At 70.3% G+C, this 17174-nt stretch carries 16 protein-coding genes; 6 read left to right on the top strand and 10 right to left on the bottom strand.

Features of this window, described 5'->3' with window-relative positions:
• Positions 1–3 precede the first annotated feature (3 nt).
• From ABD269_RS15270 to ABD269_RS15260, 3 genes are all read right to left on the bottom strand, one after another.
• Entirely contained in the window at positions 4–750 is a 747-nt protein-coding gene (locus tag ABD269_RS15270) for a TetR/AcrR family transcriptional regulator (RefSeq protein WP_344118318.1), read from the bottom strand.
• Positions 751–914: 164 nt separating this feature from the next.
• Complete coding sequence (locus tag ABD269_RS15265) at positions 915–2045, bottom strand: pyridoxal-phosphate-dependent aminotransferase family protein (protein WP_344118317.1); 1131 nt, start codon at positions 2043–2045, stop codon at positions 915–917.
• Between the two features lie 90 nt (positions 2046–2135).
• On the bottom strand, positions 2136–3509 hold the full coding sequence (locus ABD269_RS15260) for a serine hydrolase domain-containing protein (protein ID WP_344118316.1): 1374 nt from the start codon (positions 3507–3509) through the stop codon (positions 2136–2138).
• A gap of 97 nt (positions 3510–3606) precedes the next feature.
• On the opposite strand from ABD269_RS15260, the gene ABD269_RS15255 reads away from it, so the two are divergent.
• Together ABD269_RS15255 and trxA are read left to right on the top strand one after the other, a co-directional pair.
• Entirely contained in the window at positions 3607–4056 is a 450-nt protein-coding gene (locus tag ABD269_RS15255; RefSeq protein ID WP_301894077.1) for a MerR family transcriptional regulator, read from the top strand.
• Positions 4053–4421, top strand: a complete 369-nt coding sequence (trxA, locus tag ABD269_RS15250) for a thioredoxin (RefSeq protein ID WP_344118315.1) — start codon at positions 4053–4055, stop codon at positions 4419–4421. Before ABD269_RS15255 ends, trxA begins: the two co-directional genes overlap by 4 nt.
• 32 nt (positions 4422–4453) lie before the next feature.
• On the opposite strand, the gene dnaB is transcribed toward trxA, so the two are convergent.
• Entirely contained in the window at positions 4454–5950 is a 1497-nt protein-coding gene (dnaB, locus tag ABD269_RS15245) for a replicative DNA helicase (RefSeq protein ID WP_301894080.1), read from the bottom strand.
• A gap of 469 nt (positions 5951–6419) precedes the next feature.
• On the opposite strand from dnaB, the gene ABD269_RS15240 reads away from it, so the two are divergent.
• Positions 6420–7760 carry an MATE family efflux transporter gene (locus ABD269_RS15240; RefSeq protein WP_344118314.1) on the top strand — a complete coding sequence of 447 codons (1341 nt, stop codon included), beginning with the start codon at positions 6420–6422 and terminating at the stop codon, positions 7758–7760.
• A gap of 73 nt (positions 7761–7833) precedes the next feature.
• Here the strand turns inward: ABD269_RS15240 and rplI are convergent, their stop codons facing one another.
• The 4 genes from rplI to rpsF form a co-directional block, all read right to left on the bottom strand.
• Positions 7834–8280 (bottom strand): 50S ribosomal protein L9, encoded by a 447-nt coding sequence (gene rplI, locus ABD269_RS15235; protein ID WP_102918483.1) that lies wholly within the window; start codon positions 8278–8280, stop codon positions 7834–7836.
• An 18-nt stretch (positions 8281–8298) separates the two neighbouring features.
• Positions 8299–8535 carry a 30S ribosomal protein S18 gene (gene rpsR, locus ABD269_RS15230; protein WP_004950692.1) on the bottom strand — a complete coding sequence of 79 codons (237 nt, stop codon included), beginning with the start codon at positions 8533–8535 and terminating at the stop codon, positions 8299–8301.
• A gap of 75 nt (positions 8536–8610) precedes the next feature.
• Positions 8611–9204: a single-stranded DNA-binding protein gene (locus ABD269_RS15225; RefSeq protein ID WP_116212869.1), complete on the bottom strand. Its 594-nt coding sequence runs from the start codon at positions 9202–9204 to the stop codon at positions 8611–8613.
• Positions 9205–9285: 81 nt separating this feature from the next.
• On the bottom strand, positions 9286–9576 hold the full coding sequence (rpsF, locus tag ABD269_RS15220; RefSeq protein ID WP_058045341.1) for a 30S ribosomal protein S6: 291 nt from the start codon (positions 9574–9576) through the stop codon (positions 9286–9288).
• Positions 9577–9852: 276 nt separating this feature from the next.
• Between rpsF and ABD269_RS15215 the strand changes: the two genes are divergently transcribed.
• From ABD269_RS15215 to ABD269_RS15205, 3 genes are all read left to right on the top strand, one after another.
• Positions 9853–10182: a hypothetical protein gene (locus tag ABD269_RS15215; protein WP_116212868.1), complete on the top strand. Its 330-nt coding sequence runs from the start codon at positions 9853–9855 to the stop codon at positions 10180–10182.
• Between the two features lie 101 nt (positions 10183–10283).
• Positions 10284–11402: a lipid II:glycine glycyltransferase FemX gene (locus ABD269_RS15210; protein WP_301894099.1), complete on the top strand. Its 1119-nt coding sequence runs from the start codon at positions 10284–10286 to the stop codon at positions 11400–11402.
• An 84-nt stretch (positions 11403–11486) separates the two neighbouring features.
• Positions 11487–12518: an alanine racemase gene (locus tag ABD269_RS15205; RefSeq protein WP_301894102.1), complete on the top strand. Its 1032-nt coding sequence runs from the start codon at positions 11487–11489 to the stop codon at positions 12516–12518.
• Between the two features lie 35 nt (positions 12519–12553).
• Here ABD269_RS15205 and ABD269_RS15200 read toward each other — a convergent pair whose 3' ends face one another.
• Together ABD269_RS15200 and ABD269_RS15195 are read right to left on the bottom strand one after the other, a co-directional pair.
• Positions 12554–14047, bottom strand: a complete 1494-nt coding sequence (locus tag ABD269_RS15200; protein WP_344118313.1) for a glycosyltransferase family 87 protein — start codon at positions 14045–14047, stop codon at positions 12554–12556.
• Between the two features lie 133 nt (positions 14048–14180).
• Entirely contained in the window at positions 14181–16832 is a 2652-nt protein-coding gene (locus ABD269_RS15195; protein WP_344118312.1) for a transglycosylase domain-containing protein, read from the bottom strand.
• Positions 16833–17174: the final 342 nt, after the last annotated feature.

Genomic DNA, 17174 nt, shown 5'->3' with positions numbered 1-17174 from the left:
GAGCTACCGCGTACGCGAGCGATGCGCCTTCTGCCGGCACGCCCCACCGCAGTACCGCGCCCGCCGCCCCGTACGGGCCGCCGCCACCGGCCCCCCGCACACCGCACAGGCCGTTTCGTCACGCGAAACCGGGATGGCGGGCAGTTTCGTTACGTTCCGGCTCGGCCGGAGGCTGTCGCACATCAGCGCCGTCATCCTGCCGGGCGCCCCCGCCGGCCCCCGCCGCCGCTCCATGGACAGGCACCCGAAGAGCAGCGTGACGACGTCCTCAACCTCGACGTCCTTCCTTACGGCGCCTGCCTTCTGAGCACGCGTCAGCAGTACGTCCAGCGCCTCCCGGAAGCCCTTCTCCACGCCCGGGGTCGGCTCGAAAAGACCCTCGGCGCTCGCCTCCAGCGCGTCCAGGAGCGCTCTGTTCCGCGCCGAGAGCCGCACCACCGCCGCCAGGTAGCGGAAGAACACCGCCCCGGGGTCGTCGGCCTCCGCCAACTCCCGTGCCGTATCGGTGAAAAGCCGTATCCGGTCCACGACCGTGGCCCTGAACAGCGCTTCCTTGGAAGGGAAATGGCGGTGGACCGTGCCCGTGCCGACGCCCGCGCGGCGCGCGATCTCCCCCAGCGGAACCCCCAACCCCCGTTCCTCGAAGGCGGATCGCGCCGCGTCGAGGATGAGTGCCCTGTTGCGGCGGGCATCCGCACGGAGGGCCGCCGGGGCGGGCAGCTGCGCCGCCGTGTTCCAGCGTCGCGACATGCGGGAAACCTCCGGAGGGGCGGAAAACCGAAACGGGCCGGGTGTTCCGATTCTATCCGGGCAGATGAGCGAGGTGCGGCAGCGACCAGAACAGGACGAAAACATAAAAAAGGGCCGCTGTCGGTGCATAACGCACCGACAGCGGCCCTTGTGGCCCCGGGGTGTCAGCCCGCCGACACCGCGTCCCAGGCAGCGCCCGCGGCCTCCAGCGCCTCGTCCGTCCCGCCACCGGCCGTGATGTCCAGCGCCCGCAGCCCGGCGGCGAGCGCCGAGAGGGAGGCCAGGACGACGGCGCGGTCCGCGGCGAGCCCGTAGTGGTTCACGCGGATCATCTCCTTGGCGAGCGTCCCGGCCGCCGCCTGCACGGGCACGGCCGGGTCGGCGGCCAGTGCCGCCGCGACAATCTCCCGGGCGTCGACGCCGTCGGGGGCGCGCAGGGTCGTCGCGGCGGGGGCGGCGTCCTCGTCACGCGTGACGTACGGGGAGAGGGCGCCCAGCGCCCGCACGCCCGCGCGGGTGGCCGCGGCGGCGGCCCGGTGCCGGGCGATCACGGCGTCCAGGCCGGCCGCTTCGATCCGGTCCACCGCCTGCTCCAGGGCGAGCATCTCCAACTGCGCGGGGGCGTGCGGAAGCGCCGTACGCCCCCCGTCGATCCAGCGCTCCTTCCAGTCCAGGAGCGAGAGGTAGGAGCGGCGCGGGGCCCGCTCGTTGGCGGCGATCCGCTCCCACGCGCGGGCGCTGACCGACACGGCCGACACACCCGCCGGGCCCGCCATCGCCTTCTGCCCGCCGATGACGCACAGGTCGACGCCCCACTCGTCCGTGAGCAGCGGCTCCGCGGCGACGGACGCCACCGCGTCCAGCATCAGCAGGGCGCCGTGCTCCCGCACGACGGCCCCGATCTCGGCGACCGGGTTGGTGTTGCCGGTGGCCGCCTCGGCGTGCACCAGGCTGACGAAGTCGATCTCCGGGTGCGCGCGCAGCGCCTCGGCCACCTGCTCCGGGCCGACCGCGCCGCTGAACGGCGCCGTCACCGTGACCACCTCGGCGCCGCAGGAGCGCAGCCAGCCGCCGAACGTCTCCCCGTACGGGCCCGTGATGATGTTCAGCGCGGTGCTGCCGGGGCGCACGGCGGAGCGGATGCACGCCTCCAGGGGCAGCAGCGCCTCCCCCTGCATCGCGACGACGCTCTCGCGCGTGCGCATCAGTGCGGCGACCTTGTCCTCGATGCGCGCGAAGTGCGCGGCGCCGAGCGGTTCGAGGTCGAGCAGGACCGGTGCGGTGTTCGCAGTCACGGTGGCCTTCCAGGGTGGTATCGCGCCGCGTACCGGCGCCCGCCAATCTCTCCCCGACCCTACGTCCGCGCCGCGCGCCGCGTACCTGCCCTACCGCCAGCCGGCCTTCCCGACCCCGCCGGGCACCGCGTCGCCCTGCTCGTACGGTTCGCGGGTGAGCACGAAGGTGCCGACGTCGAGGTGGCTGACCGCGCCCTCCGCGCTCCGCACGACCGTCAGCGTCTCCCCCGCGTAGTACGCGTCGAGCCCGGTCCAGGTGCCGTCGTCCTCCGCGCGGAAGCGCGAACTGCGGCCCGTACCGGACAGCGGGGTCAGCTCCAGCCCCCGCCCGGCGCACAGGCGCAGGGCGAACGGCGCGGCGCCCCAGTACCAGGGCCCGGTCAGCTCGAGCAGCGCGCTGTCCACCTCGCCCAGCGGGCGCCAGGGCCGGGGGATCCGCGGCTCGCGGCTCACGACCGCGTCCACCAGGTCCGCGGCCGCGGGATCGACCACCGGGCAGGAGGTGCGGTTCGCCAGGACGACCCCGGCCAGCGCCTCCTCCGGGCTCGCCCACAGCGTCGCCACGAAGCCGGGCAGCGATCCCGTGTGACCGATCAGCGTGCGGCCGTTGCGGCGGGTCAGCTGCAGGCCGAGGCCGTAGCCGGACGTCCAGCCCGGATCCTGCGGCCCCGACTCCGGCACCCGCATCCTCGCGACGGCCTCCGGGCCGAGCACGCGCTCGTCACCGTCCAGCAGGAACGCGGCGAATCTGCACAGGTCCGCCGCCGTCGACCACACCTGCCCGGCGGGTGCCATCCGCCCGGTGTCCACCGCCGGTTCCGGAAGGAGCGCGTCCGCCCAGGGGTGCACGGCCCAGCCCTCCGCGCACGGCTCCTCGGGCGCGAGCGTCGTACGGTCCATGCCGAGCGGCGCCAGCACCTCGCGGCGCAGCGCCTCCCCCCAGGGCTCCCCGCGCAGCCGCTCCACGAGCGCGCCGAGCAGCGCGTAACCCGGGTTGGAGTAGTGGTAGAGCCGGCCGGCCGGGTGCCGCTGGGGGCGCTCACCGAAGATGTCGGCGAGCTCGGGGCGCAACGCGCCTTCCGTGCGCTCCCACCAGGGTCCGCGCGCCTCCGCTGCCAGCCCGGAGGTGTGGGAGAGAAGCTGCGCGACGGTGGCCCCGCCGGCCTCCGGGGTGTCGAAGTAGGTGTCGAGCGGGGCGTCGAGATCGATGCGCCCCTCCTCGTACAGCCGCATGACCAGGACCGCGACCAGGGTCTTGGTGATCGAGCCGACGCGGTACTGCGTATCGGGTCCGGGCACCGCCCCGGCGATCTCCCCCCGCCCCGCCGACCACACCATCCGCCCCTCCCGCATCACCGCTCCCACCAAGGAGGGCGTGCGTCCCTCCGACTGCGCGGTGGCGACGCGGTGCAGCAGGGCCCGCCGGGTGGCGGGGAGCAACTCGGTGAACTGGGTACCATCCATGGACACTTCGTACGATGCGGTCATGTCCACACCCTAGCCAAACGGGCCACGCCGCGGCCTGGCCTTGACGTCCACGTCAACGTCTACGGTCGTGTTCATGCGCATCGGGGAACTGGCCCAACAGGCGGGCACCACCACTCGCACCCTGCGGCACTACGAGTCGCTGGGGCTCCTGCCCGCCCGCCGCACCGGCAACGGCTACCGCACGTACGACGAGGACGACCTGCGCCTGCTACGGCAGATCCGGGTCCTCCAGGACTTCGGGTTCGGCCTGGAGGAGACCCGTCCGTTCGTCGACTGTCTGCGCGCGGGCCACCCGGCGGGCGACTCCTGCCCGGCCTCGCTGGAGGTCTACCGCCGCAAGCTGGCGGAGCTCGACGACTGTATCGGGCACCTGCGGCGCGTACGGGCGGAGGTCGGCGCCCAACTCGCCCGCGCCGAACGGGAGACCGCCGCGCTGAAGGCCGCCGCGGACGTCCCGGGAGGCCCGCCCCCGCTCTGCGCGCTCACCCCGCCCGACACCGAAGAGGAGACCGGCACACCATGACGACCGGCACAGGTGCCCTGTCCACCACACACATCCCCGCCGTCACCGACGCCACGTTCGCAGCCGAGGTACTCGCCTCGGAGCTGCCCGTACTCGTCGACTTCACCGCGGCCTGGTGCGCTCCCTGCCGCATGATCGCGCCCGTCCTCGCCGAGCTGGCCCGGCAGGAGGCGGGCCGCATCAAGATCGTTCAGCTCGACGTGGACGACAACCCGCGGACGCAGGCGGCATACGGCGTCCTGTCCATGCCGACGCTCCTGCTCTTTCGCGCCGGAGCCCCGGTGCGCTCCCTGGTCGGCGCCCGCCCCCTGCGCCGCCTCCGCCAGGACCTCGCGCCCGAACTCCCGTGGATCGCGCCCGAATGAGACGGCGGCCTCCGTGACCTACAGCCCGCGCGTCACGTCTGGGCCATGTCGACAAAGCGGGAGTAGTGGCCCTGGAAGGCCACCGTGATCGTGGCCGTCGGGCCGTTTCGGTGCTTGCCGACGATGATGTCGGCCTCGCCCGCGCGGGGCGACTCCTTCTCGTACGCGTCCTCGCGGTGCAGCAGGATGACCATGTCGGCGTCCTGCTCGATGGAGCCGGACTCACGGAGGTCGGAGACCATCGGCTTCTTGTCCGTGCGCTGCTCGGGGCCACGGTTCAGCTGGGACAGCGCGATGACCGGCAGTTCGAGCTCCTTGGCCAGCAGCTTGAGGTTTCGGGACATGTCCGAGACCTCCTGCTGGCGGCTCTCGGCGCGCTTGGCGCCGCCGGACTGCATCAGCTGGAGATAGTCGATGATCACGAGCTTGATGTCGGCGCGCTGCTTGAGGCGGCGGCACTTGGCACGGATCTCCATCATCGACAGGTTCGGGGAGTCGTCGATGAAGAGCGGCGCGGCCGACACGTCGGGCATCCGGCGGGCCAGGCGCGTCCAGTCCTCGTCGGTCATGGAACCGGAACGCATGTGGTGCAGCGCCACCCGCGCCTCGGCGGACAGCAGGCGCATCGCGATCTCGTTGCGGCCCATTTCGAGCGAGAAGATCACGCTCGGCATGTTGTGCTTGATCGAGCAGGCGCGGGCGAAGTCCAGCGCGAGGGTCGACTTGCCCATGGCGGGACGGGCGGCGATGACGATCATCTGGCCGGGGTGCAGGCCGTTGGTCAGCGCGTCGAGGTCGGTGAAGCCGGTGGGGACGCCGGACATCTGGCCGCTGCGCGAGCCGATGGCCTCGATCTCGTCGAGCGCGCCCTCCATGATGTCGCCGAGCGGCAGGTAGTCCTCGCTGGTGCGCTGCTCGGTGACGGCGTAGATCTCCGCCTGGGCGTTGTTGACGATGTCGTCGACGTCGCCGTCGGCCGCGTATCCCATCTGCGTGATGCGCGTGCCCGCCTCGACCAGCCGGCGCAGCACGGCGCGCTCGTGGACGATCTCGGCGTAGTACTCCGCGTTGGCCGCGGTGGGGACGGACTGGACCAGGGTGTGGAGATACGCGGCACCGCCGACGCGGGTGATCTCGCCGCGCTTGGTGAGCTCCGCGGCCACGGTGATCGGGTCGGCGGGCTCGCCCTTGGCGTAGAGGTCGAGAACGGCCTGGAAGATCGTCTCGTGCGCCGGGCGGTAGAAGTCGATGCCCTTGAGCACCTCGACGACATCGGCGATGGCGTCCTTGGAGAGCAGCATGCCGCCGAGCACGGACTGCTCGGCGTCGAGGTCCTGCGGGGGAACGCGCTCGAAGCCCTGCGCCCCCTGGGAGGATCCGCCCCGGTCCCAGGAACCGCCGTCGTCGCCACCGCGGTCGTGACGCTCACCACGGGTCTGGCCGTCGCCTCGGCGGGGGCGGGAGACGGGGAGCCGGTCGCCGGGGCCGGCGTCCGCCCAGGGGTCGTCCATGGGCTCGGGGATGCTCACCCCGCCACCTCCTCCCGTCCGCAGTGCGGACCTCGCCGTGCTGTTCTTTCTTACGGCACGGCTCTGACAAATAAGACGCCCGACTCCGGTTGATGTGCATCGAGTTCGTGTCGATCTCGTAAGGTCTTCGGAGCCGGAACAGGCGCCGGGCGCCGGTCCACGGTAGGCCCGCGGGCACCGTCAGCCAATCTGGTTATCCACAGGGCATGTGGATGATGGCCCCCATCCTGTGGAGAACCCCGCGGATCCTGTGTACGGCACGGGGGAAAGCGCTGTGGACAAACACACAATCACTCCCTCCACACCCGTCTGACCTGCACTTTCCCCATCCACCGGCTGTTGAGGAGAAAAACTTTCCCGCTCGGCGCAAGATCGCGACAAACGACGCAGAGAAGATCGCCGCAGCGCGTCGAATGTAAGGGTCACTGATCGCTTGCGGCGATTACCTGTGGAAGATTAGGTTGAGAGCATGACCAAGGCCCCCGCACGAGGACCGCACAGCGCCCGCAGCCACGACCGCGAGATCGTCTCGCTGGCCGTCCCCGCCTTCGGCGCACTCGTCGCGGAGCCCCTCTTCGTCATGGCCGACAGCGCCATCGTCGGCCACCTCGGCACCCCCCAGCTCGCCGGGCTCGGGGTCGCCGCGGCCCTGCTCACGACCGCCGTCAGCGTCTTCGTCTTCCTCGCCTACGCCACCACCGCCGCCGTCGCCCGCCGCGTGGGCGCCGGCGACCTCCAGGCCGCCATCCGCCAGGGCATGGACGGCATCTGGCTCGCCCTCCTCATCGGCGCCGCCGTCATAGCCGTGACGCTCCCCGCGGCGCGCCCGGTCGTCGAGCTCTTCGGCGCCTCGCCGACCGCCGCCCCGTACGCCACCACCTACCTGCGGATCAGCGCGCTCGGGATACCCGCCATGCTCGTGGTGCTCGCCGCCACCGGCGTCCTGCGCGGCCTCCAGGACACCCGTACGCCGCTGTACGTCGCCATCGGCGGCTTCACCGCCAACGCCGCCCTCAACCTGGGCCTCGTCTACGGCGCCGGGCTCGGCATCGCGGGCTCCGCCTGGGGCACGGTCATCGCCCAGTGCGGCATGGCCGCCGCCTATCTCACCGTGGTCGTCCGGGGCGCGCGACGGAACGGCGCCTCGCTCCGCCCCGACGCCGCCGGCATCAGGGCCTGCGCCCAGGCCGGAGCGCCCCTGCTGGTCCGCACGCTCTCGCTGCGCGCCGTCCTCATGATCGCCACCGCGGTCGCGGCCCGCCTCGGTGACGCCGAGATAGCCGCGCACCAGATCGTGCTGACCCTGTGGAGCCTGCTCGCCTTCGCCCTGGACGCCATCGCGATCGCCGGACAGGCGATCATCGGGCGCTACCTCGGCGCCGGGGACGCCGCCGGGGCCCGCGCGGCCTGCCGGCGCATGGTGCAGTGGGGGATCGTGTCAGGAGTGGTGCTGGGGGTGCTGGTGGTGGCCGCGCGGCCGCTCTTCATCCCCTTGTTCACCTCCGACGCCACCGTGCGGGACGCCCTGCTGCCCACCCTCCTGATCGTGGCGCTCGGCCAGCCGATCGCGGGCGTCGTCTTCATCCTGGACGGCGTGCTGATGGGCGCCGGGGACGGCCCCTACCTCGCCTGGGCGATGCTGGTAGTGCTCGCGGTCTTCGCACCCGTCGCGCTGCTGGTGCCCACGCTCGGCGGCGGGCTCACAGCCCTGTGGTGGGCGATGACGCTGATGATGACGGTGCGCATGCTGAGCCTGTGGCTCCGCACCCGCTCCGGCCGCTGGATCGTCACCGGCGCGGTACGGGCCTGACGGCGCCCGGGAACGGCGGAAGGGCCGCACCCTGAGGGGTGCGGCCCTTCTCACGCTACCGATCGCGAGGCGATCAGGCAGCGACGACCTCGATGCCGAGCTTGGCAACGACATCGGCGTGCAGGCGCACGGAGATCTGGTGCGAGCCCAGCGTCTTGATGGGCGAGCCCACCTCGACACGGCGCTTGTCGACCTTCGGGCCACCCGAAGCCTCGATCGCGGCAGCGATGTCGGCGGGGGTCACGGAGCCGAACAGGCGGCCGGCGTCGCCGGCACGGGTCGCCAGGCGCACCTTGGTGCCCTCCAGCTGACCCTTGACCTCGTTGGCCTGCTCGATCGTGGCGATCTCGCGGATCTTGCGACCGCGACGGATCTGCGCCACGTCCTGCTCGCCACCCTTGGTCCAGCGGATCGCGAAACCACGCGGGACCAGGTAGTTGCGGGCGTAGCCGTCCTTGACGTCGACGACGTCACCGGCGGTGCCGAGGCCGGAGACCTCGTGGGTGAGGATGATCTTCATTTTTCGGTCACCCTTCCCTTATCGCGCGGACGAGGTGTAGGGCAGCAGCGCCATCTCACGGCTGTTCTTCACGGCCGTGGCGACGTCACGCTGGTGCTGAGTGCAGTTGCCGGTCACGCGGCGGGCACGGATCTTGCCGCGGTCGGAAATGAACTTCCGCAGCATGTTCGTGTCCTTGTAGTCCACGTAAGCGGTCTTGTCCTTGCAGAACGCGCAGACCTTCTTCTTAGGCTTGCGCGGAGGCGGCTTCGCCATTGTCTCTCTCCTGTGTGATCAAGAAGTTGTGGTGCTTCGCCCTCGGACCCTTGCGGGCCCGGGCCCACGAAGGGCCTAGAAGGGCGGCTCGTCCGAGTAGCCGCCGCCGGAGTTGCCGGAGCCGCCGCCCCAGCCGCCTCCGCCGCCGCCCTGCTGGCCGCCGGACGGAGCGCTGGTCGCCCACGGGTCGTCGGCGGGAGCCCCGCCGCCACCCTGCTGGCCGCCGGCGGGGCCGTTGCCCCAGCCGCCGCCCTGCTGGCCGCCACCGCCGCCACCAAAGCCACCACCCTGCTGGCCACCGCGACCCGAGGTCTTGGTGACCTTCGCCGTGGCGTTCTTCAGGCTGGCGCCGACCTCTTCGACGTCGAGCTCGTAGACCGTGCGCTTGACGCCCTCGCGGTCCTCGTAGGACCGCTGCTTCAGCCGGCCCTGCACGATGACGCGCATGCCTCGCTGAAGCGACTCGGCGACGTTCTCCGCCGCCTGCCGCCACACCGAGCACGTGAGGAAGAGGCTTTCGCCGTCCTTCCACTCGTTGGTCTGGCGGTCGAAGGTGCGGGGAGTGGACGCGACGCGGAACTTCGCGACCGCCGCACCGGACGGGGTGAAGCGCAGCTCGGGGTCGTCGACGAGATTGCCGACGACCGTGATGACGGTCTCGCCTGCCATGGATGAACCTCTCGGCGGGTGTGCTGCTGGCTGCTTGCTACTCGTTGCGATGCAGCCCGATTACCTCTGAACCGCTGGGGTTCAGTGGGTCTCGGGACGGAGGACCTTGGTCCGGAGGACCGACTCGTTCAGGTTCATCTGGCGGTCGAGCTCCTTGACGACCGCAGGCGTGGCCTGCAGGTCGATGACCGAGTAGATACCCTCGGGCTTCTTCTTGATCTCGTACGACAGACGACGACGGCCCCAGGTGTCGACCTTCTCGACCTTTCCGTTGCCCTCACGGACGACGGAGAGGAAGTTCTCGATCAGCGGGGAGACAGCGCGCTCCTCGAGATCGGGGTCGAGGATGACCATCACCTCGTAGTGACGCATGTGGAACCCACCTCCTTTGGACTCAGCGGCCACGGTCGTTCCGTGGCAGGAGGGTCGTGATGCGTAAGCAACGGTATCGGCCGACACTGACAATCAGCGGAGAGTCCCTGGGTCGCCCCTGGGACCGAAGCTGGGTCTGGGCAGACACCGGTGCAGACCGTACACAGTACCCGCACTCGGGCTTCCGGTTGAAATCGAGCGGTCCGGCACCGCAATCTGGACGCATCGGGTGTGACCGGCGCTACAGTGCGCCGCCTGCCTTCAGGAGGTAGCCCCATGACACAGGCAGCTCGGCAGCCCCGCAGTCCCCGGGCGCTGATCAACGCCGCTCTCAACAGCGACGGCAAACCCCACCCCGTCGAGAACGCCTTCGCCGCGGTGACGATCGCGCTCGGCGCCCTCGCCTTCATCAGCTCGGCGTTCTCCAACCTCCATCTGCTCAGCTCCTGGAGCGGTCTCGTGGGCATCCTCACGGGAGCGTGGGGCCAGTTCATATCGGCGACGACCGGCGAGCGCTTCCTGCTGATCATCGGGCTCGGTGCCTCTGCCGTGGGCTTCTTCCTGGGCATGGCGCACGGCGGACTCTTCGGAGGTGTGATCGGGTAGCGGCGGGTACGCCCAGACGGGGCGCTCCTTTGTCGCAGTAGGCTTCGGCGCGAGAGCCGGAGCCCCGACCCTGGGGACACACCTGCCGAGGAGCGCCCCGCATGAGCCTGACCCTGAGGACAATCAGCCGAGAGCAGCATCTGGCATACATCCAGAGCCTGCCCGCGGCGAGTCACATGCAGGTGCCGGCGTGGGCCGATGTGAAGGCCGAGTGGCGCTCGGAGAACCTGGGCTGGTTCGACAAGAACGGCCAGCTCGTCGGCGCGGGCCTGGTGCTCTACCGCCAGCTGCCCAAGATCAAGCGCTATCTGGCCTACCTCCCCGAAGGCCCGGTCATCAACTGGTTCTCGCCGAACCTCGAGGACTGGCTGCGCCCGATGCTCGCCCACCTCAAGCAGCAGGGCGCCTTCTCCGTGAAGATGGGCCCGCCGGTCGTCATCCGGCGCTGGGACTCCAACGCCATCAAGTCCGGCATCGCCGACCCCGACGTCAAGCGGCTCCGGGACGTCGAGGCCACCCACATCGAGCCGCGCGCCTTCGAGGTCGCCGACCAGCTGCGCCGCATGGGCTGGCAGCAGGGCGAGGACGGCGGCGCCGGCTTCGGTGACGTCCAGCCGCGCTACGTCTTCCAGGTGCCGCTGTCGAACCGCTCCCTCGAAGACGTCCACAAGGGCTTCAACCAGCTGTGGCGCCGCAACATCAAGAAGGCCGAGAAGGCCGGCGTCGAGGTCGTCCAGGGCGGCTACGAGGACCTGCCGACCTGGCAGCACCTCTACGAGATCACGGCCGAGCGCGACAAGTTCCGCCCGCGCCCGCTGAGTTACTTCCAGCGCATGTGGTCGGCCCTCAACACCGAGGACCCCAACCGCATGCGGCTGTACTTCGCGGTGCACGAGGGCGAGGCCGTCGCCGCCGCGACGATGCTGATCGTCGGTGGCCACGTCTGGTACTCCTACGGCGCCTCCGCCAACCACAAGCGCGAGGTCCGCCCGTCGAACGCGATGCAGTGGCGCATGCTGCGCGACGCCTACGCCCTGGGGGCGAGCGTCTACGACCTGCGCGGCATCGGCGACTCCCTCGACGAGAGCGACCACCTCTTCGGCCTCATCCAGTTCAAGGTGGGCACCGGCGGCCAGGCCGCGGAGTACCTCGGCGAGTGGGACTTCCCGCTCAACAAGCTGCTCCACAAGGCCCTCGACATGTATATGTCGCGTCGCTGACCCCTCCGTCCGACCTCGCAGTACCGCCGTCAGGCACACGAACACGTCATCCAGCAGGCACAGGGAAAGGCTCCGGGACCGGCCATGGCGCTCACGCTCTACGTCGACACCGCGCGTTGGCGGGCACACCAGCAGTCCATCCTCCAGCAGTTCCCGGGCATCGTCCCGGTCTGCAAGGGCAACGGCTACGGCTTCGGCCACGAGCGGCTGTCCGACGAGGCGGCGCGCTTCGGCTCGGACATCCTCGCCGTGGGCACGACCTACGAAGCGGCCCGGATCAAGGACTTCTTCAGCGGCGACCTGCTGGTGCTCACGCCCTTCCGGCTGGGTGAGGAGCCGGTGCCGCTGCCCGACCGCGCCATACGGTCCGTGTCCTCGGTCGAAGGGGTGCGCGGCCTGGTCGGCGCCCGGGTCGTCGTCGAGGTCATGAGCAGCATGAAGCGGCACGGCATCAGCGAGGAGGACCTGCCCAAGCTGCACGCCGCCATCGAGGACGTGCGCCTGGAGGGCTTCGCGATCCACCTCCCGCTGGACCGCACGGACGGCTCCGACGCGGTCCAGGAGGTCAGCGCCTGGATGGAGCGGCTGCGCAACGCCCGGCTGCCGCTGCACACCATGTTCGTCAGCCACCTCAAGTCCGAGGAACTCGGGCGGCTGCAGCAGCAGTTCCCGCAGACCCGCTTCCGCGCCCGCATCGGCACCCGCCTGTGGCTCGGCGACCACGACGCCACCCAGTACCGGGGCGCGGTCCTGGACGTCACGCCGGTGGCCAAGGGCGAGCGCTTCGGCTACCGCCAGCAGAAGACCGCCGGTGACGGCTACCTCGTGGTGGTGGCGGGCGGCACCTCGCACGGCGTCGGCCTGGAGGCGCCGAAGGCGCTGCACGGCATGATGCCGCGCGCCAAGGGCGTGGCCCGCGCGGGCCTCGCGACCATGAACCGCAACCTCTCGCCGTTCGTCTGGGCGGGCAAGCAGCGCTGGTTCGCGGAGCCCCCGCACATGCAGGTCTCGATCCTCTTCGTGCCGGGCGACGTCGCACCGCCACAGGTGGGCGACGAGCTGGTGGCCCATCTGCGGAACACCACCACCCAGTTCGACCGACTGCTCGACCACTGACCCACCCCCCCTGGGTACGGGGTCCGGAGCCGCCCCTACTGCGGGCGGCTCTCCGTCCCCCATTGGACGTACGTGCCGTGAGCGTGCTGCGTGCGCCGGGACCGGCGCGCGGAGCCGAGGACGAATATGTCGGGCGCCCCGTCCAGCACCCCGCCCGAGGGGTCGTCCGAGCCGTCCCGGCGGACGACGTCCCGCTCGGGCAGCAGGATGTCGCGCACGACGACCGCGCAGAGATACAGCGTCCCCAGCAAGTGGACGGCGATGGCCAGTTGATAGCCCTCGGTGGGCAGGCCCTGGTGCTTGTCGCCGCTGCCCGTGTAGGCCAGATACATCCAGATGCCTAGGAAATAGAGCACCTCGCACGCCTGCCAGACGAGGAAGTCACGCCACTTGGGGCGCGCCAGCACGGCCAGCGGGACGAGCCACAGCACATACTGCGGCGAATAGACCTTGTTGGTGAGGATGAAGAGCGCCACCAGCAGGAAGGCCAGCTGCGCGAAGCGCGGGCGCCTGGGGGCGCACAGAGCCAGGGCCCCGATGGCCAGCGAGCCCAGGATCATCAGCAGCGTCACATAGGTGTTGGCGTTCTCCAGCGGATTGCCCGTGCGCTGGGAGATCAGGAGCCAGATCGAGCCGAAGTCGATCGGGCGCTCCTGGCTGAAGGTGTAGAACTTCGCCCAGCCCTCGCGGATGTGGAAGCCGCCCGCGTCATGCGTGATCATGACCGGCAGGTTGACCACCAGCCAGGCCCCGGCCGCGGCCAGCGCGGTCGTACGGAACGCCCGCAGCCGGCCCGCCCGCAAGCACAGGACGAACAGCGGCCCCAGCAGCAGCAGCGGATACAGCTTGGCCGCGGCGGCGAGACCGATCAGGATGCCCGCGAGGACCGTCCGCCCGCGTGACCACATCAGCATCCCGGCGGCGGTGAGCGCGACCGCGAAGAGGTCCCAGTTGACGGTGGCCGTCAGGGCGAAGGCGGGCGCGAGGGCGATCAGCAAGGCGTCCCAGGGCCGACGCCGGTGCGTGCGCGCGGAGCAGACCGCGATGACCGCGGTGCAGGCCATCAGCATGCCCGCGTTGACGAACCAGTTGAGCTGCTCGCGGTGCTGGAGCGTCCCGCCGCCGGGGGTGAGCCAGGCGGCGACCTGCATGAACAGGCCGGTGAGTACCGGATATTCCAGATAGTCCATACCGCCGGAGACCGCCTGCGGGATGCGGTCGAAGTACGGGACGATCCCGGTGTCGAATCCGCGCCCGCTGTACAGGTGCGGGATGTCGGAGTAGCAGGCGTGGGTGTACTGCGTGGTGGCGCCGAAGAACCAGCCGTAGTCGTAGCACGGCATCTTCTGCACCATGCCGAGGGCGAACATCCCGATCGCCACGAGCGCGATCACCCGGACGGGTGTCCACCAGCTCGCGCCGATCAGCGCCCGGCGCCCCACCGGTCCGCCGATGAGCTCGCTGCCGGCCGCGGCCACCTCGTCCTCGACGGTGGGCCGTACAAGCTGATCGTCCCGCTCGCTCCTCATGCGCCCATCCTGCCGTACGGCGCCAGTTGCCGTCCGAGCCTGTGGATAACCTCGAGGGCCGCCTCACGCGAACGCGGGACGGCCCTCGGGTCGGATGGCTCAGCCGAGTCTCTCGGCGGGGTGTTTCAGCTGGTCAGCCGCGCATCCCGCCGAACAGTCCGCCGGGCCGGCCATGGCTGGGGTCCGACGGGGACGGTGACTCGCCCGGGTCGCCGCCGGGGCCCCCGATCCCGCCCGGTCCGCCCGGACCGCCGCCGTTGGCCCCGCCGTTGCCTCCCGGCTGGCAGTGCCGGTCGAACGGCGAGCAGGGCCTGCTGGCCGACGGGCTGGGGGAGGCGGGCTTCGACGGAGTCGCCGACGGGGTCTGCGAGGGCGTCGCCGACGGGGTCGCGGACGGGACCGCGCTGGGCGACGGGCTCGCGCCGTCCCCGAACACCTTCTGACCGATCGGCTGCGCCGGCTGGAACTGCTCGACGGGCTCGCCCTTGAGCGCCTTGCCCATGTAATCGGCCCAGATGTCCGCCGGGAACGACGCGCCGTGAATGGTCTGCTTGCCGCCCACGCCGCGCATGGAGAGGAATTCCTGCTTCTTGGCGTTGGGGTCGACGCGGTACATGCCGATCGAGGTGGACAGCTGCGGGGTGTAACCCGCGAACCAGGCCGAGCGATTGCCGTCGGTCGTACCCGTCTTGCCCGCCACCGGGCGGTCCCCGAGCTGTGCCGACGTGCCCGTACCCGCCTCGACGACGGTCTTCAGCACATCGGTGACGTTATTGGCCACGTTCGGATCGAAGGCCACCTTGCTGGACACCTCGTGGGTGAAGATCGGCTTGCCGTCCTTCTCCACCTTCTCGACCGAATAGGGGTCGATCTGCTTTCCGCTGGCGGCGAAGGTCGCATAGGCGCCCGCGAGCCGGATGGCGCTCGGCGCCGAGGTGCCGAGGGAGAAGGTCGGAGTGGTGGAGGCCAGCTGGTCCTTGTCCAGACCCGCCTTCAGAGCGGCTTCCTTGACCAGATCCGTGCCCACGTCCATACCGAGCTGGATATAGGGCGTGTTCACCGAGAACTGCATCGCCGTACGGAGGGAGATGAGCCCCTTGTCCTCGTCACCGTCGTTCGGCTGGTGCCACTCGCTGCCATCGGTGTCGTCGTGCCAGACCTTGCCGTCGTAAGTCCTCAGCGTCACCTTGTTGTTGCCGTTGTAGACGCTTTCCGGCGAGACGAGCGTGCGCTGGCTGTCGTCCTGCGTGGGGCCGAGCGACGGATCCCGCTTGCCGTGCGTCATCGCGGCCGCGAGCACGAACGGCTTGAAGGTCGAGCCGACCTGCACACCGGTGTAGTCGGCGTTGTTGGTGTAGTGCTCCAGCGCGTTCTCGCCCCCGTAAATGGCGACGATCTTGCCGGTCTTCGGATCCACCGAGGCCCCGCCGAACTGGACGTATTTGTCGACGTCCCGCACATCGGGCTTGATGTTGGCCTTGCGGACGTCCTCGACGGCCTTGGAGAGGTAATCGACCTTGGCGTGGTCGAAGGTCGTGTGGATCTGATATCCGCCGCGGTCCAGCTGGCTCTTGCTGATTCCGGAGTGGGCGACGATGTAGTTGTCGGCGAGGTCGGTGAGATAGCCGATCTGGCCGGCCCGGTTGGTCGCGGGCTTGGGCTTCTGGGGCATCGGGAAACCCTTCTTCACCCAGTCGTCGCGGTCCGCGGCCTGCATGTGACCGACCTGGACCTCGCGGTCCAGGGTCCACTTCCAGCGGTCCGTGGCCCGCTTGGTGTTCTTCTCGGGCGTCGCCGCCGGGCCCTGACCGCCGTAGGGGTCGTAGAGATTCGGGCCGTTCAGCGTCGCCGCGAGATAGGCGCTCTCGCTGGGCGTCAGCTGGGTGCAGTCCTTGTCGAAATACGCACGCGCCGCGGCCTGGATGCCATAGGCACCACGCCCGTAATAGGCGGTGTTGAGATAACCGGCGAGGATGGAGTCCTTGTCCTTGGTGGCACCCACCTTTATGGAGATCAGCAGCTCCGTGGCCTTGCGCTTGAGCGTCTGTTCCTGGCTGAGATAGGTGTTCTTCACGAACTGCTGGGTGATGGTCGAGCCACTCTGGGTCTCACCGCCCTGCGCCATCTTGACGACGGCGCGCAGGATGCCCATCGGGTCGACGCCCCAGTCCTTGCGGAAACTGGCGTTCTCGGCGGAGATCACCGCGTCCTGCATGGACAGGGGGATCTTGGAGATGGGCACGATCTGCCGGTTGAGGGCACCGCCGCCCGCGACGACCATCTGCTTGCCGTCCGCCCAGTAATAGACGTTCTTCTGGACGGCGGCCGCCTTCTGCTCGCTCGGCACCTGCACCACCGCGAGCGCGATGCCCACGGTGCCCAGGATCAGTGCGACGACGGTGAAGCACGCGCCCAGGACGAGCTTCCAGGACGGCATCCAGCGCCACGCCCCGGTCTTGCCCGACCGCGGATAGTCGATGAAGCGCTTCTTTCCCGGCCGGCCGCCGTCTCTGCGACCCCGGCCGCCGCCCGCGGGGCCCGGATCACCCGGGCGCCTGCGCCCGCCGCCTCCTCCGCCGCTGCCGCTGCCTCCGCCGCCGCGCTGTGCCGCGCGGCGGGCCTCGGCCCGGCTGCCGTACTGGGAGCCTTCACCGCTGCCGGCACCCGGCGCGGCGGAACTGCTTGGTGGTGCGGCACGGCGGCCGGACGTCGGCTGGGCCGCGCGCCTGGCCGCGGCTCGTCCGCCGCCCTGAGGCTGCGGCGGCTTGCGGCGGTGCTCGCTCATCGAACGACTACTCCTCGGGCAGGCACTATCGCCTGGAAGCGGCAGGTGGCTTGCGTTCCCCCCGATGCGCTGTCCGGTAGCCCCCCTGAGCAACCGGGCGCACTGCATCCGGGACGAGGACGCCTGACGGTGTCACTCGGTTCCCGGTGGTCTGCATGGCGCACAGACTACGCACGGTCAAATCGCTCCCACTGCGGATGTTCACTCCAATTCAGGCAGGTTGTGTCCCACGAATCGGTGATGTGACCTCGTTCACCGTGCCCCCTCTTGTCGCATCAGGAAGCTCGTTCTATCGTCTGGATGTATCGAGTCGATACATCAGCTCGGCATAAGGGACCTAAG

The organism is Streptomyces blastmyceticus, assembly GCF_039521185.1.
GTDB classification, from domain to species: Bacteria; Actinomycetota; Actinomycetes; order Streptomycetales; family Streptomycetaceae; genus Streptomyces; species Streptomyces blastmyceticus.
Note: the sequence above shows the minus strand (reverse complement) of the source record. Positions and strands in the feature narration are given on the sequence as shown.